Below are 15,823 nucleotides of genomic sequence, written 5' to 3' on the forward strand. Positions count from 1 at the left end.
CCGCCGGAAACCGACGCATCGGACCGGCGGTGGAACACCCCGTTCAGGGGCGGACACAAACGCGCCCTTTTTCAATCGCGGACTATACTGGCCTCATGGAGCGACGTTCCTACAACGTCAAACAGGAGGTTATTTTGCGTCAATACATTCGCCACCCGACGGATGTCCCCTTGCGGGTTCAGGTGGCCAAGTCCGATTCCCCGCCTGCTCGTTTAAAGAATTTCAGTTGTGGTGGTTTGAGTTTTTGCAGTGACCGCGCCTTGATGCCGGGGCAAACGCTCCGGTTGAGCATCGACATCGACGATCCCGCTTTCGAGATCGACGGTCAGGTGGTCTGGTGTCGCGCTCAGGCCAACCAATACTTAATCGGTGTCTGTTTTCACACCGACCAGGACGCCTACTCGGTGCGCATGGTCGAGCAGTTGTGCCGCATTGAGGAATACCGCGAAACCGTGCAACGCACCGAAGGCCGCCAACTTTCCCGCGACGACGCCGCACGCGAATGGATCGACCGCCACGCCGCCGAATTCCCCAACTGGCAAACCGATAACGCCGAACACTGAGCAGGTCACACAACCAAATAATTCCGCCCCCGGGGGCGGAAGACAGCCATAGCCCCCGTCTTAGACTGACCGCGCACGACACTCGATAGACCAAAAACAATCACAACAAAGGTATTGCGCGATGACAGCGAACCCCAACCTCATGCGGCTGGCTGCGGCCGGCTTGCTGACCTTGGCCGTGGCAAACGCCCAGGCCGACACCGCCGCCTCCGCCAACGTGATGGCACCGCTCGAAGTCTCCGACTGGAACAGCTTTGATGCCCAACTGAACACCGCCGCCGGCATGGGCGTAACCGCCGTATCGGTCGATATCTGGTGGGGCAAGGTGGAAGCGGCGGGCGATCAACAGTTCGATTGGAGCTACTACGACACCATTTTCAGCCACATCACCAACGCCGGCCTCGACATCGTGCCGATCATGTCGTTCCACCAGTGCGGCGGTAACGTTGGCGATACCTGCAACATCCCGATTCCGTCGTGGATCTGGAACCATTATTCGCCAGTGCCAGCGGCCGATTTGCGCTACAAGAGCGAGCAAGGCAACGAGTCGGTGGAAACCGTATCGCTGTGGGCCGACGCTTTAGTTGCCGCTGAATATCAGGAATTCATGGAAGCCTTCGAAAGCCACTTCAGCGGCTACGCCGACGACATTCCGGAAGTGAACATTTCCATGGGCCCGGCAGGCGAGTTGCGCTATCCGTCGTACAACAGCCACGACTCCGGCAGCGGCTACCCGACGCGCGGCGCTTTTCAGTCGTACAGCGACGCAGCCAAGGCCGATTTCCAAAACTGGGCGCTGAACAAATACGGCAGCCTGGCTAGCGTCAACAACGCCTGGGGCATCAGCCTGGGCAGCAGCAGCCAGATCCTGCCGCCATCGAACGCCGGCAGTTTCATTAACAACGGCGACCACTTCTACACCCAGTACGGCCGCGACTTCGTGCGCTGGTATCACGACAGCCTGATGCAACACGGCCACACCATGATGGACACCGGCCTAGCCGCCTTCGACGGCGCCTTTGCCGACATCGAACTGGGCATGAAAATCCCCGGCATTCACTGGAAGATGGCGAGCGGTGACAACACCGAACGCAGCGCCGAAATCGCCGCCGGTCTGATTCCGTCGGATGTCGATCTCGATGCCACCAACACCGGCCACGGCTACGCCGACATCGTTGGCGTACCGGCCAGCTACCAGAGCAACCCGCGCGGCGTGGTGCTGCACTTCACCGCGCTGGAAATGGACGACGATCCGTACGGCAGCGGTCAATCGCTCGCCAAGAGCCTGGTGTTCTGGGTCGCGGCCGAAGCCGAAGCGCAGGGCGTGCCGATTAAGGGCGAGAATGCACTGGCCGGCGGCGTCACTTCCGACACCGGCTGGAACAACATCGAAAACGCCTTCGACTACGCCAGCTACAGCGGCATGACGGTGTTGCGCATCAATCAGGTGACCACCGGCGGCACCGGCCAATATCGCTACACCAACTTCATCAACAACTATTTAGTGCCCGAAGGCGACTGGCAGCGCACGGTGATTTTCATTCGTGGCGAAACCCTGTCCGGCCAGGATATGTTCATTCGCGGCGGCATCGACCACGCCTACGCCAACACCAACCTGGGCCGCAATTGCCAGACCTACAACGTTGAATGCGCGCTGCGCATCCAGCACAACAACCTGCGCAACGCGACCACCGCCAGCTGGAAAAGCGGCGATCTGTACCTGGATTGGTACGGCATTGAAGCCAACCAGGGCGCGGGCGCTGAAGGCACAGCGATGGATTGGACCACCAATAACTGGCCGTCGGGCTGGGGCGCGCTGCGCACTGTAGCGGTCGATGGCTACGGCGAGGAACCGCTGAACACTTACGGCGACCACTACTGGATGCTCGACGTGCAAATGGATTGCAGCAACACCGCGAACGGCTGGTTCGAGGTGAAGTCGTACATCTCCAACGGACCGGGCTGGGAAGGCAACATCAGCCAGAGCGGCACGCCGTACAGCAGCACCAACCACGTGGCCCAGTGCGGTCGCATCAACGTGTTTGAACGCGACGGCAACAGCGCTCAGATCGTCAATTTCCCCTGATCGGCACTGGCTATCGGCGGTCGCGGATTGAGTCCGCGACCGCCTCACACATCTTGGTATAGTGCGGCTCTTTATTAACCTCGCACTAGGCCAGCCATGACCGACGCTCTGCATCCCTGGATCGCGCCCTACAAGCTGGTGCCACCGGCGCAGGGCGTCACCTTGCTGCCGCGCGAGGCATTACTGCAATCGCTCGATCAATGTCAGCGCTTTCCGGTAACGCTGCTGCACGCCCCGGCCGGTTTCGGCAAGACCAGTCTGGTCAGCGCCTGGCTGGCGGAACGCGACAGCGACGCGCTCTGGTACAGCCTCGACCCGGCCGACAACGACCCCAATTATTTCGCCGCGCATTTCATTCACGGCCTGCATCAAGCCAGCGATAACGGCTGCCCGGTCAGCGAAGCCTTGGTGCGGCGCGGCCGCGTCGACCGGCTCGACCAACTGCTCGCCAAGGCGATGGCCGAGCTGGCGCAACGCACGCAGCCGCTGTGCATCGTGCTTGATGGCGCGCAATTGTTGCTCGACACCACCGTACTCAACGCCCTGCGTTTGTGGCTGCGCAGTTTGCCACCAACGGTGCATCTGATTCTGACCAGCCACCAGGAACCGGCGCTGGGATTGAGCGCGCTGCGCGTGCGCGGACAGTTGCTGGAATTGGGTTCAGAACAACTGGCGTTCGGCCGCGACGAACTGGCCGCGCTGCTGCGCGACCGGCTGAATTTCAAAGTCGCCGACGCCACGCTCAACACCCTGCTCGCCGACACCGGCGGCTGGCCGGCTGGTTTAGCCCTGGTCTGCCACAGCGCCCGCAGCGAGGCCGACCTGCTCGACGCTGGCCGGGTACTGAACGCCGCCGGGCCGCATCTGGAAACCTATCTGCAACAGGACGTGCTCGACGAACTGCCCGCCGCCCAGCGCGACTTTTTAAGCCACGTCTGCGTGTTCGACCGCTTCGACGCTGCGCTGTGCGACCGCCTGCTCGGCCAAACCTCAAGCCAAAGCCTGATCGACCAATTGCGCCACGACGGCCTGTTTATCGTCGCGCTCAATGGCCGCCACGGCGGTTACCGCCTGCCGCCGCTGATCCGCCAAACGCTGATGCGCTTAACGCAGCAAGCCTCACCCAGCGAATGGCGCGAGCGCTGCATTGCCGCCGCTTACGCCTGTCTGGATTTGGGCCAGACGATGCAAGCGGCGCAGTTGGCGGTCGCGCAATTCAACGCCGAGCTGAACCGGGCGGTTTTGCACGCCGCCGGCATGGAGCTGTACCGCAGCGGTCAGTTCCAGTTGGTCGAGCGATTGTTAGCGCCGCTCGATGCCGCTCAGTTGGGGCAGGACGCGCCGCTGTTGCTGCTGAAAAGCTGGATCTGGCTGCTCAGTTATCGCGAAGAGGAAGTGTTGCCACTGCTGCAACAGGCCGCCGACACCCGGCCGGAATACGCCGTCGCCCGCGCTCAGGTCGCCATCAACCGCGAAGATTTCGACGCCGCCCAACAACTCGCCAGCGAAGCGTTGGCCGAACTCGGCGACCAGGGCGGCGTGGCGCGCATTCTGGCGACGTCGGTACTCGGCCAGGCGGCGTTGTGTGCCGGTGAACTGGCGTTGGCGCAACAGCATTTGCAGGCAGCCGACCGGCTGGCGCGCGACGGCCAATACACCCAGCAGCAACTCTGGCTGCGCTGTTTATTGGCCGACGTGCACAGCGTGTCCGGCGATCTCGATGCCGCCCTGGCGGTGCAGGACGACGCCCTGCAACTGGCGCGCGAACGCTGCGTCGAACCGCTGCTGCATCTGGAATTTTTACTGCGCGGGCGCATTCAGATTCTGACCGAACGCGGCCGTTGGGACGAAGCACTGCACGCCCTGGAAACCGCCAGCGATTTAATCGAACCGCTCGGCGATTACGGCCTGCTCAACCCGCTGGTGTTGCGCGGTCGGCTGGCGTTGGCGCGCGGCCGCGACAGCGATCTGCAACCGCTGGTGCTGCAAGTGCGACGCCTGTTAAACCAACATCCGTATCACTCCGATTGGGTGGCCCAGGCGCAGACGTTTTTGCTCGCCGCCGAGCATCGTTTATCGCTGCCCGCCGAACCCTTACCGCCGGCACGCCACGACTCCGGCGGCCCGCCGCGCAATCATTTTCAGCACCAATTGGCGCGCAATGCAGCGATGCAACGCTGGCTAAACGGCGAGCAAAAAACGGCGCTAAAACAGATTCGACAACTGGCGCAGCAAGCCGCCAAACAACCATTGCGCTGGCCGGAATTACACGCTCGTTTGCTCAGTGCGGTTTGGGCCGACGACGCTCAGGCGCAGGCCGACTGGCAGCTCGTTTTGCCCTGGCTGCCGGCGGTTCGGCCATTGGCGAGTCTGGATTTGTATCGGCAACTGTTCAGCGTGGACGCACGCGACTGGAGCGATTGGTCGCTGTGGTGGCGGCTGCCGCCGAAACCGGCGCACGGTGCGTCTGCCGTGCACGGCGACCCACGGTTGAAACAACTGAACCGCGCCTGGGTGCACGGCCACGAACAGGTGTCGCCGAAGGAATTCGAAGTGTTAATGCTGCTCGGCCAGGGGCTGACCAACGACGCCATCGGCCAATGCCTGCACGTGGCACCGTCAACGATCAAAAGCCACATCCGCCGGCTGTACCGCAAACTCGACGTAACCGACCGCGCCGAAGCGCGCGCCCTGGTCGAGAAATTACTCGAAGGCTCGTCCGCTCAGTGATGCAAATCCAGCTCGCGCATCAGCGTTTTCCACAACGCCTGAATGTCGCGCACGATCGGATGGCGCGGTTTGATTTCGGCAACGGCGCGACGCTCCAACGCCATTTTTTCCACCTCGGTGGTGGCGCGAATCGACAGCGGCGTTTTGGCGTCGAAGCGCTCGGAAAACCCGTCCATCGATTGTTTGTGCAACGCCAGCCGACTGTTCACGCGGTTAAAAAACGGCATCAGTTTATCGGCCCCGATGGCGTTTTCGTCGGCGAATTCCAGCACGTGTTGGAAGCTTTCAAAACACAGCGGCGTTGGCGTCAGCGGCACCAGAATTTTATGCGCAGCGCGGTAGGCTTGTTCGGTCACGGTGTTGATGCCGGGCGGGCAATCGATCAGCACCAGATCGAATTGCGATTTCAGCGAACGCAACAAGCGCTTGAGGTGTTTTTCCGACACGTCGTCGGTCATCAACTGGTCGAGCCGGCGCAGGCTTTTGCGCGCTGGCAATAAATAAACGCCCTCGTAGCGCGAGCTTTCGATGAAGTCGTTCCAATCGACGTTGGTGCGCAGCCAATCGCGCGCTTTCAGGCCTTTGCTGTCGCCACCGGACAAAAAGTAACTGGCCGAGGCTTGCGGATCGAGATCGATCAACAGCGTTTCAAAACCAAATTCGCTGGCTTGATGCGCCAGATGAATAGCCGTCGATGTTTTACCGACGCCGCCTTTCTGACTGTGTATCGCTACCACTTTCATCGCAGGCCTCCCACCGTCAAACGGCATTCAGGTTATGACAGCCCTATGGCGGTTCCATGACACCCCGAGGGTTATTTGCGCAACCCGTGCAGAGGCCGACGCTTGGGCAACCTAGAGGCGTGTCGGCCAATCCGGCCACGCCATTAACCTGTTAGTTGCCGATTAATTTTAGTCGTGCCCGCCGCACTTTGACGCCGGTCAAGGTCGCCGATTGCTCGGGGCAAAAGGACTCGCCAGTGTGATTGTAATTTTGTTACATTCTGTCGCGTTCCGGCACGGCCGGCTTGGATGACCAAAGGACACAGAGCCCGTGAGTCAAGCAGGCGAGATACGCAAAATCGGTGTACTGACCAGCGGCGGCGACGCCCCTGGCATGAACGCGGCGGTACGCGCCGTGGTTCGCACAGCCCTGGTAAAAGGGCTGGAAGTGTATGGCGTGCACGACGGTTACCTGGGTTTGCATCAGGACCGCATCGAGAAACTCGAACGCCACCACGTTTCCGACTTAATCAACCGCGGCGGCACCTTCCTCGGTTCCGCCCGCTTTCCCGAATTCAAAGAAGAAGCCGTGCGACAGGAGTCCATCGCCAACCTGCGCAAGCACGACATCGACGCCTTGGTTGTGGTCGGTGGCGACGGTTCCTACATGGGCGCCAAACGCCTAACCGAAATGGGATTTCCCTGCGTCGGCCTGCCCGGCACCATCGACAACGACGTCGCCGGCACCGACTTCACCATCGGTTTTCACACCGCGCTGAACACCGTACTCGACGCCATCGACCGCTTGCGCGACACCTGTTCGTCGCACAATCGCATCGCCATTGTCGAAATCATGGGCCGCTATTGCGGCGACCTGACGTTGATGGCATCAATCGGCAGCGGCGCCGATTTCACCGTGGTGCCGGAAAAAGGTTTCGATGAAGAAGCCTTGATTCAAGCCGTCGCCAAAGACGTGTCACGCGGCAAAACGCATTCGATCATCGCCATTACCGAACACGTCACCGATGTGTCGGCGCTGGCGAAACGCATCGAAGCGCGCACCGGCCTGGAAACGCGCGCCACCATTCTCGGCCACATTCAGCGCGGCGGCGTGCCCTGCGCCTTCGACCGGGTGCTGGCGAGCCAGATGGGCGCTTACGCGGTGGAACTGTTGCTCGAAGGCCTCGGCGGCCGTTGTGTCGGCATTCAGAGCAACCGCCTGGTGCACCACGACATCGTTGATGCCATCGAAAACATGCCGCGCCCGTTCAAACAGGATCTGTACGATCTGACCAATCTGCTTGCGTAAATCGGCGGCGGCGTCCATGCGCAAAAAGTGCAACGCCGCCTTGCCGCTCTGCGGATGCAAGGCGGCCGCGCTTTGACGTAGAATGGCCGGCCGATTCATTCCTGACCTGCGAACCCCGATGTCCAGCCTGACGCTCCCCGCTTTGCGCCACGCCCGTGGCGACGTCCAGATTCCCGGCTCGAAAAGTCTGTCCAACCGCATTCTGTTGTTGGCCGCATTGAGCGAGGGCGAAACGCACATCACCAACCTGCTGCGCAGCGACGACATCCGTCACATGCTGACCGCCCTGGAACAACTGGGCGTGCGTGTTGAACTCAATGACAACGGCACCGAATGCACCGTTACCGGCCTGGCCGGTCCATTGGCACGCGGGCAACACCTGGAACTCTATTTGGGCAACGCCGGCACGGCGATGCGTCCGCTGGCGGCGGCCTTGTGCATCGGCGAAGGCCAATTCGAGCTGACCGGCGAACCACGCATGGCCGAGCGACCGATTGGCGATTTGATCGACGCACTCACACCGCTGGGCGCGCAGGTGCAGTATCGCGGCAACGATGGCTACCCGCCGCTGGGCATCAGCGCCGGTCAATTGCGCGGTGGCACGGTGCAGATCGACGGCCGCATTTCCAGCCAGTTTTTGACCGCCGTGTTAATGGCTGCACCCTTGATCAACGACGACCTGACCATCGAAGTGGTTGGCGAACTGGTCTCCAAACCCTACATCGACATCACGCTGGATGTGATGCAACGCTTCGGCGTAACGGTCACCAACCGCGATTACCGCGCCTTCGACATCAAAGCCAACCAGCGCTACGTCAGCCCCGGTCGCATTCAGGTGGAAGGCGACGCCTCCAGCGCCAGTTACTTTCTTGCCGCCGGTGCCATCGGCGGCGGCCCGGTGCGGGTGCACGGCACTGGCACCGCTTCGGTTCAGGGCGATGCCCGTTTTGCCGAAGTGCTGGAACAGATGGGTGCGACCGTTACCTGGGCACCGGAATGGATTGAAGTGAGCAATAACGGCCCGCTCAAGGCGGTGGATGTCGATCTGAACCACATCCCCGATGCCGCCATGACCATCGCCACCACAGCGCTGTTTGCCGAAGGCACAACGCGCATTCGCAATGTGTACAACTGGCGCGTCAAAGAAACCGACCGCCTGGCGGCCATGGCAACCGAGCTGCGCAAACTCGGCGCGCAAGTGATTGAAGACGAAGACGCTTTGACCATTACACCGCCCGCAAAAACCCAATCGGCCGCCATCGACACCTACAACGACCACCGCATCGCCATGTGTTTTTCGCTGGCCGCCTTTGGTGCCGGCACGGTGACGATCAACGATCCGGGTTGCACGTCCAAGACATTCCCGGACTACTTTGAACGTTTCGCCAGCATTACTGACGCCTAACCGACCGGCCGATATAATCGCCCGACTTTTTTCAAACCCGACCCTTTAACCCGACCGCAAACAAAGAGGCCCCCGATGAGCTACACCCAGATTCCAGCCGGCAAGGATGTCCCGAACGACATCTACGTCGCCATCGAAATCCCGGCCAATGCCAGCCCGATCAAATACGAAATCGACAAAGACATGGACGCTCTGATGGTCGACCGCTTCATGGCAACGCCCATGTTCTACCCGGCCAACTACGGCTACGTGCCGAACACCCTGGCCGACGACGGCGACCCGGTGGACGTTCTGGTGGTCACGCCCTACCCGGTAGTGCCCGGTTCTGTAATTCGTGCCCGCCCGATCGGCGTACTGGAAATGACCGACGAAGCCGGTTCCGATGCCAAAATCCTCGCTGTACCGCACAGCAAACTGAGTGCTTTGTACGACAACGTTCAAGAAGCCACCGACCTGCCGGCGCTGCTGCTGGAACAGATCAAACACTTCTTCGAGCACTACAAAGACCTGGAAAAAGGCAAATGGGTGAAAGTGGACGGCTGGGCCGATTCGGCCAAAGCCAAGGCGATCATCAACGAAGCGGTGGCGGCCTATAACAAAGGCTGAGCCGGTTTGAACGCAAACCGCCGCCAGGTACTGCTGCGGTAGAAACAACAGCCCAAAAAAAACGAACCTCAATTGAGGTTCGTTTTTTTATACCGCCTTTTATGCAACCCGAAATCTAAGCGCCTCAAGGCCCCTCAAACTCAACCGCCACCTGCACCCCCTTCTGCCAGTCCAAACCATCGGCTGAACGCCAGATGTCGTGTTTTAGGGTCCTAGTGACCGCTTCTAGCCCGCCAATCACCCAGAAATGCTGGTTGAAGACCAAGGCCTGGTGGCCAGTGCGGCGGGAGAAACGTGAGCCATCTTCATAGGTTTCGCTGCGCCAGTGCACGCCATCGCGGGAAGTCCAGATGTCGTTTCTGGTGTCAGATCCACTAGCGGAATTACCACCGCCCACCAACCAAAGCCGTTCACTCCCAGCCTCTTGAGTCACCACCACCTGATGACCAAAACGCGGTGTGAACTCGGCTTCGTCTACGCGCAGCTGCCAATGGCGGCCGTCGCTGGAGGACCAGATGTCGTTATTCCCACCAATGCCATTGGTGCCTTCTGTTCCACCGATCAGCCAAAGCTGGCCGTTGAACACCACCACCTGATGGCCCCGCCGGGCGGTGAAACTGGCTGCGCTGGTTTCTTCGGTCCAGTCGATGCCGTTGGGGGACGACCAGACGTCGTTGTGGTTGCCATCGGCAGATTGGCCGCCGATCACCCACAGGCGTTGGTCGAACACCACCAGGGCGTGGCCGAACCGGCCGGCGAATGGCGCTTGTGTCAGCAAACGTTCCCAGTGAAGGCCATCGGCGCTGGACCAGACATCGCTTTGGTACCCGAAGCGGTCCTGCCCGCCCACCAGCCACAGCCGTTGGTTGAACGCCACCACTTGATGCCCGCTCCGACCCGTGAAAGCCGCGTGACGCAGGTGGCGTTGCCAGTGCAGGCCATCGCTGCTGGACCAGAGGTCGTTTTGGTAGGAAGGCAAGTTAGTAGTGCCACCCTCAGTACCCCCGATCACCCAAAGCCGATGGTCGAAGGCGACGGATTGGTGGCCCTGGCGGCCGCTGAACGGGGCTTCCGCGGTGTGTTGTTGCCAGTCTTCGCCGTTGCGGGTGGACCAGACGTCGTTCAGGTTACTAAGGGCATATCCCCCGACCAGCCAAAGCTGCTGTTGGAAGACGGCCAGGGTGTGGCTGTTTCGGGGCGGGAAATCGGCATCGACCTGACGCTGCGTCCAGTGAATGCCATCGCGGGAGGACCAGACATCGTTTAAGCCATCCGGTGCCTGCAAAGACAGCCCACCCACCAGCCACAGTTGTTCCCCGCTGCCGTCGTTGTAGGCCATTACTCGATGGTAGACGCGCGCTGAAAACTCGGCGTGCTCGGTGTCCTGCCGCCAGGTGATGCCATCGTCGGACGACCAGATGTCGTTGCTCATCTTGCCCTCAGCAAATCCACCAATCACCCAAAGCCGGCCATCGTAAGCCACGGCCTGGTGCGCGCCGCGAGCGGGAAAGCCGTTGCTGGCGCCATCAGTTCGCACCTCTTGCCAAGTGGTGCCATCGAACGTCCAGACGTCGTTGCGGGCCGCTGAACCAAGGCCCCCACCCAACAACCAGATGCGCGGCTCGCCCTCGGCGTTGTTGGCGACGATGACCTGGCTGTAGCTGCGAGGGGTGTAGTCCAAGCCGATATCGCCCTGCCGTTGCCAGACAAAGCCGGTGTCGTGATCGGGCGAGGGGATGGTGGACCAGACGGTGCCTTCACTGGGGTCGATCACCCAGAGCTGATCGTTGAACACCACGGCATGGATGTACCAGTCAAGTGGTGGCTGTTCGGACCATTCGTGCGGCACCCAGTGAGTGCCATCGGGTGAGGACCAGATGTCGCTATAAGGCCGGTTGCTTCCATTCACGAATCCCCCCATCACCCATAACCGCCCCTGGAAAGCGGCCACGGCATGGCCCTGCCGCCCCCCAAACCGATCCGCCGCCAACGCCCCCGCCGCCTGATGTTCGCCATACTGCACCCGAAAATACCCCGGCTGGCTCAGCGTCAGCGCCGCGCTCGGCAATACCGACCCGGTGCCGAGCATTAACTGGCTGGCGGCATCGGTGCAGTTTCCGGTTTGCATTGGGTTGCAATCGGCGTCGCTGGTGGTGTGTAGCCGGGTGCCTTCGGTGCCGTCTGAGAGTTGCCAATCGGCTCCGGTTGGCCCCACCCAGGCGCTGACCCGCAGCCGACGGTTCACCACTTCAACCGAGTAAGCAATCGACTGCCCATCCAGCCGCGCGCTGATGCGTGCCCGACCGGGGCCAACGGCGGTGACGCGCCCGCTGCCATCCACCTGCGCGACCTGGGGGTTGCTGCTGGCGTAATCGACGCCGCGAAAGCTGCCCGGCACCGGGTTGGTGTAGGTTTCGCCAGTAACAAGTTGAGCGGTGCCGGTTTGGGCGAATTCAAAGGTTTCGAGGTTGCAGGCGGTGAGCGCGAGGCTGAGTAGCAGGCTGGTGACGAGATGCAGCAGTCGGTTGGGGTGATGCATGGCAGATCCCTCTGGTTGGTGTTAGGCGGTATCAGTACCGAGCCTGACTACGCTAACCGACGACCGTTTGAGGAATCGTTTTAAAAAACGTAGAAATTTAAAGTTTTTTAAAAATTGTTGGGGTTATTCGTTGGAATGTCGGGTTGCCCAGGGGAGATCCCGGATACCGCTGCGCGGTTCCGGGATGACGGCGGTCGAGAAGCCGTGGCTTGGGCGGGCTTGCGAATTAACCCGTTGCCAGCAATTCCTGCAGGTCAATCAATGCCGCATTGGCCCGCGAAATGTAGCTCGCCATGACCAGCGAATGGTTGGCGAGTACGCCGAAGCCGCTGCCGTTCAAAACAATCGGCGACCACAGGTGGCGTTGCGTGGCTTCCAGTTCACGGATGATCTGTTGCAGGCTGGCGCGGGCGTTTTTGTTGTCGAGCACCGAACCGAAATCCGATTCGATGGCTTTTAGGATGTGCAACAGCGCCCAGGTGGTGCCGCGCGCTTCGTAGAACACATCATCGACTTGCAGCCGCGGCGTTTTGACGAATTGCTCTCTGGCCGTCGGCGTTGATTGGGCGGCGCCGTTGCCGTCCAGATCGGTGTTCACGCGGCGCTGTTCAACGGAGGCGCTGAGCCGCTGCGACAAGGAACCCAACCGGGTTTCGACATCGTTCAGATAGGCGCGCAGGTTGTCGGCACGGGCGTAGAACTGGGCCTGGGCGTTGTTCGGATCAGACAAACGGCTTAAATACGAATCGACCAGACGCACGCCGCGCCGGTATTCGCCTTCGGTGGATGGCAGAATCCAGCTGGCGTTGTCGAAATGGAACAACGGTTCGGCTTGCGCCAGGTCGGGGTCTTCGGTGGATTGCGATTGCGACCGGCTCAGATCGCGACGCATGGCGCGGCTTAAATCGCGCACCTGCGTTACCACACCGAATTCCCAATTGGGCATGTTGTCGAGCCAGACCGACGGCGGCGCGACGTCGTTAGACAAATAGCCGCCGGGTTTGTCGAGCAGGGTGTTCACCAGTTCCGTCAGCGTGTAAGTGGTGGCATAGCCGACGACCAGTTCGCGGTTGTTGGCGCGGGCGTGAGCTTCGGCGCGGGCTACCGGGTCGAAGGTGCTCGGTTCATCGCTCCAGTACCAACCGAGCAATACCAGCACCAGCAACACCACGCCCAGAACGATGCCCAGCCAACGGCCCAGACGACGCTTCGGCAACCAGGCCGTCCATCGACGAAAAAAACCACTCAGGCCTGCCAGCATTCGAGCCAGACGTTCACGCAGCATCGCTTCACTCCTGTGAGATAGATGGGACTGAATTCATGGTTCGCCAGCTTAACGACCTGATCGGTGCAAACCAAGCGACAACAGTCACCTTTGCACGGTCTCAAATGGCACTGTGCAAAAACGCAAAAGACCGGGCCTGTCAGCGATCCAGCGCATCAATCCGGCAAAAGTGTCGGATTTGATGATGAAAATTCACAACTAAAATTCGCCCATTCAGTTGTTCGGCGAAATTAACGTCCATATCCTCTACATTTCCATGCATGTTCATGGATATTTTCCCGATAGCGAGGCAAATCAAGAACCCAATGGCACAGCTGCTCCTGCTCAATGGACCCAATCTGAACCTGCTAGGCACGCGTGAGCCGACCATTTACGGCCACACGACCCTGGCTGACATCGAGCAGAACCTGCGCCAGCAAGCCCAAGCGCTGGGACATACCCTGGACTGTTTGCAAAGCAACCACGAAGGCGCGCTGATCGACCGCATTCATCAGGCGCGTACCGACGGCACCGCTTTTATTCTGATTAACGCCGGCGCTTTCACGCACACCAGCATTGCCCTGCGCGATGCCTTGGGTGGTGCCGAAGTCCCCTTTATCGAACTGCACCTGTCGAACGTGCACGCGCGTGAATCTTTCCGCCATCATTCCTATCTCGCTGACAAGGCTGTTGGCGTGATTTGTGGATTTGGGCCGCACAGCTACGATTTGGCGCTGCAGGCCGCTCATCAACAATTATCAAGCTAGAGGAACGCATCATGGACATCCGTAAGGTCAAAAAATTGATTGAGTTGCTGGAAGAATCCGGCATCGACGAAATCGAAATCACCGAAGGCGAAGAGGCGATTCGCATCAGCCGTTCTTCACGCAACGCTGTGATGCCGATGCAATACGCCGCTCCGGCTCAGCTGGCAGCCCCGGCAGCACCCGCGGCACCGGCCGCCGCTGAACCGGCCGAAGCGGAAAAACCAGCCGGCCCGAGCGGCCACGCGGTGCGTTCTCCGATGGTCGGTACTTTCTACCGTGCGCCGTCGCCGACCAGCCCGTCGTTCGTGGAAGTCGGCCAGCACGTCAACGAAGGCGACCCCATCTGCATCGTTGAAGCGATGAAAATGATGAACCAGATCGAAGCCGATAAGAGTGGCACCATCGAGGCCATCCTGGTCGAGAACGGTGAGCCGGTCGAATTCGACCAAGCTCTGGTCACCATTCGCTAACGAGGCCTGTCATGCTGAAGAAAGTGCTGATTGCCAACCGTGGGGAAATCGCTTTGCGTATCCTGCGGGCGTGCAAGGAGATGGGCATCCAGACCGTTGCCGTGCATTCGGTCGTGGATCGCGACCTCAAGCACGTCAAGCTGGCGGATGAGTCGGTCTGTATCGGTCCGAACCCGTCGGTGAATTCCTATCTGAACATTCCGGCGTTGATCGCGGCCGCTGAAGTGACCAACGCCGACGCCATCCACCCCGGTTACGGCTTCCTGGCCGAACGCGCCGATTTCGCCGAGCAGGTGGAAAAATCCGGTTTTGCGTTCATCGGCCCGACCGCCAACGTCATCCGCTTGATGGGCGATAAAGTGTCGGCCATTGAAGCGATGAAGAAAGCCGGCGTACCAACCGTTCCCGGTTCCGACGGCCCGCTGCCGGAAGACAAAGACCAGTGCCTGGCCATCGGCCGTCGCATCGGTTACCCGGTAATGATCAAAGCCGCCGCTGGTGGCGGTGGTCGCGGTATGCGCGTGGTGCGTGAAGAAAAAGACCTGATCGGCTCCATTCAGGTGACCAAATCCGAAGCCGCGTCTGCGTTCGGTGACGGCACGGTGTACATGGAAAAATTCCTGGAAAACCCGCGTCACGTGGAAGTTCAGGTATTGGCCGACAGCCACGGCAACGCCATTCACTTGGGCGACCGCGACTGCTCGTTGCAGCGCCGCCACCAAAAAGTGATGGAAGAAGCGCCGGCGCCGCACATCGACGACACCGCGCGCGCCAATGTGCTCAAAGCCTGTGTTGATGCCTGTGTGGAAATTGGCTATCGCGGTGCTGGTACGTTTGAGTTCCTGTACGAAGACGGCCGTTTCTATTTCATCGAAATGAACACCCGTGTTCAGGTGGAACATCCGGTTACCGAAATGGTCACCGGTGTGGACATCATCAAGGAACAGCTGCGCATTGCCGCTGGCGAACCGCTGACGTTCAAGCAAAGTGAAATCAAGATCGTCGGCCACGCTGTTGAGTGCCGCATCAATGCCGAAGACCCGCGCACCTTTATGCCGAGTCCGGGCAAGGTTACTCAGTTCCATCCGCCCGGTGGTTTGGGCGTGCGCTGGGATTCACACATCTATTCCGGCTACACCATTCCGCCGTACTACGATTCGATGATCGGCAAGCTGATCACCTACGCGGATGATCGCGAGCAAGCCTTGCTGCGCATGAATTCCGCGCTGGACGAACTCGTGGTGGGCGGCATTAAAACCAACACCCCGTTGCAGAAAGAACTGGTAAACGACGCCGGTTTCAAACGCGGCGGTGTGAACATTCACTACCTGGAACACAAGCTCGCTTCTGAGCAATAAATTC

12 protein-coding genes are annotated in these 15,823 nt (G+C 60.4%); 9 read left to right on the forward strand and 3 right to left on the reverse strand.

Annotated features, from left to right (window positions below; genetic code table 11):
- The first annotated feature begins 95 nt into the window (after positions 1–95).
- From DW349_RS13115 to DW349_RS13130, 3 genes are all read left to right on the forward strand, one after another.
- Positions 96–563, forward strand: a complete 468-nt coding sequence (locus tag DW349_RS13115; protein WP_108124887.1) for a PilZ domain-containing protein — start codon at positions 96–98, stop codon at positions 561–563.
- A 121-nt stretch (positions 564–684) separates the two neighbouring features.
- Positions 685–2,649 carry a family 14 glycosylhydrolase gene (locus DW349_RS13120; RefSeq protein WP_198650445.1) on the forward strand — a complete coding sequence of 655 codons (1,965 nt, stop codon included), beginning with the start codon at positions 685–687 and terminating at the stop codon, positions 2,647–2,649.
- Positions 2,650–2,745: 96 nt separating this feature from the next.
- The gene (locus DW349_RS13130) at positions 2,746–5,379 is read left to right on the forward strand and encodes a winged helix-turn-helix domain-containing protein (protein ID WP_108124886.1); all 2,634 of its coding nucleotides are present in this window, start codon (positions 2,746–2,748) and stop codon (positions 5,377–5,379) included.
- On the opposite strand, the gene DW349_RS13135 is transcribed toward DW349_RS13130, so the two are convergent.
- Positions 5,373–6,122 (reverse strand): ParA family protein, encoded by a 750-nt coding sequence (locus DW349_RS13135; RefSeq protein WP_157954291.1) that lies wholly within the window; start codon positions 6,120–6,122, stop codon positions 5,373–5,375. The two genes, DW349_RS13130 and DW349_RS13135, sit on opposite strands and share 7 nt — an antisense overlap.
- A gap of 310 nt (positions 6,123–6,432) precedes the next feature.
- Between DW349_RS13135 and pfkA the strand changes: the two genes are divergently transcribed.
- The 3 genes from pfkA to ppa all read left to right on the forward strand — a co-directional run bounded on the left by pfkA (position 6,433) and on the right by ppa (position 9,421).
- A complete protein-coding gene (pfkA, locus tag DW349_RS13140; protein ID WP_232819289.1) occupies positions 6,433–7,410 on the forward strand; it encodes a 6-phosphofructokinase in 978 nt (325 codons plus the stop codon).
- Between the two features lie 118 nt (positions 7,411–7,528).
- On the forward strand, positions 7,529–8,815 hold the full coding sequence (gene aroA, locus DW349_RS13145) for a 3-phosphoshikimate 1-carboxyvinyltransferase (protein ID WP_108125306.1): 1,287 nt from the start codon (positions 7,529–7,531) through the stop codon (positions 8,813–8,815).
- Between the two features lie 75 nt (positions 8,816–8,890).
- Positions 8,891–9,421 (forward strand): inorganic diphosphatase, encoded by a 531-nt coding sequence (gene ppa / locus DW349_RS13150; protein WP_108124884.1) that lies wholly within the window; start codon positions 8,891–8,893, stop codon positions 9,419–9,421.
- 124 nt (positions 9,422–9,545) lie between these two features.
- Here the strand turns inward: ppa and DW349_RS13155 are convergent, their stop codons facing one another.
- Positions 9,546–11,960, reverse strand: a complete 2,415-nt coding sequence (locus DW349_RS13155; RefSeq protein ID WP_115667148.1) for an Ig-like domain-containing protein — start codon at positions 11,958–11,960, stop codon at positions 9,546–9,548.
- A 226-nt stretch (positions 11,961–12,186) separates the two neighbouring features.
- Positions 12,187–13,245, reverse strand: a complete 1,059-nt coding sequence (locus tag DW349_RS13160; protein WP_232819361.1) for a DUF2333 family protein — start codon at positions 13,243–13,245, stop codon at positions 12,187–12,189.
- A gap of 305 nt (positions 13,246–13,550) precedes the next feature.
- Here DW349_RS13160 and aroQ point away from each other — a divergent pair, with 305 nt between their 5' ends.
- The 3 genes from aroQ to accC are packed head-to-tail and all read left to right on the forward strand — an operon-like array spanning position 13,551 to position 15,819.
- On the forward strand, positions 13,551–13,991 hold the full coding sequence (aroQ, locus tag DW349_RS13165) for a type II 3-dehydroquinate dehydratase (protein ID WP_108126412.1): 441 nt from the start codon (positions 13,551–13,553) through the stop codon (positions 13,989–13,991).
- An 11-nt stretch (positions 13,992–14,002) separates the two neighbouring features.
- Positions 14,003–14,461, forward strand: coding sequence for an acetyl-CoA carboxylase biotin carboxyl carrier protein (gene accB / locus DW349_RS13170; protein WP_108126413.1), 459 nt, complete (start codon positions 14,003–14,005; stop codon positions 14,459–14,461).
- A gap of 11 nt (positions 14,462–14,472) precedes the next feature.
- On the forward strand, positions 14,473–15,819 hold the full coding sequence (gene accC / locus DW349_RS13175) for an acetyl-CoA carboxylase biotin carboxylase subunit (protein ID WP_108126414.1): 1,347 nt from the start codon (positions 14,473–14,475) through the stop codon (positions 15,817–15,819).
- Positions 15,820–15,823: the final 4 nt, after the last annotated feature.

This window comes from Saccharospirillum mangrovi, from assembly GCF_003367315.1.
GTDB classification, from domain to species: Bacteria; Pseudomonadota; Gammaproteobacteria; order Pseudomonadales; family Natronospirillaceae; genus Saccharospirillum; species Saccharospirillum mangrovi.

Bases quoted from the DNA above. Each gene is read 5' to 3' on its own strand.
- DW349_RS13120 (WP_198650445.1), top strand. From the start codon at position 685: ATGACAGCGAACCCCAACCTCATGCGGCTGGCTGCGGCCGGCTTGCTG.
- DW349_RS13130 (WP_108124886.1), top strand. From the start codon at position 2,746: ATGACCGACGCTCTGCATCCCTGGATCGCGCCCTACAAGCTGGTGCCA.
- aroQ (WP_108126412.1), top strand. From the start codon at position 13,551: ATGGCACAGCTGCTCCTGCTCAATGGACCCAATCTGAACCTGCTAGGC.
- DW349_RS13160 (WP_232819361.1), bottom strand. From the start codon at position 13,245: ATGCTGCGTGAACGTCTGGCTCGAATGCTGGCAGGCCTGAGTGGTTTT.
- accB (WP_108126413.1), top strand. From the start codon at position 14,003: ATGGACATCCGTAAGGTCAAAAAATTGATTGAGTTGCTGGAAGAATCC.
- ppa (WP_108124884.1), top strand. From the start codon at position 8,891: ATGAGCTACACCCAGATTCCAGCCGGCAAGGATGTCCCGAACGACATC.
- accC (WP_108126414.1), top strand. From the start codon at position 14,473: ATGCTGAAGAAAGTGCTGATTGCCAACCGTGGGGAAATCGCTTTGCGT.
- aroA (WP_108125306.1), top strand. From the start codon at position 7,529: ATGTCCAGCCTGACGCTCCCCGCTTTGCGCCACGCCCGTGGCGACGTC.
- DW349_RS13115 (WP_108124887.1), top strand. From the start codon at position 96: ATGGAGCGACGTTCCTACAACGTCAAACAGGAGGTTATTTTGCGTCAA.
- DW349_RS13155 (WP_115667148.1), bottom strand. From the start codon at position 11,960: ATGCATCACCCCAACCGACTGCTGCATCTCGTCACCAGCCTGCTACTC.
- DW349_RS13135 (WP_157954291.1), bottom strand. From the start codon at position 6,122: ATGAAAGTGGTAGCGATACACAGTCAGAAAGGCGGCGTCGGTAAAACA.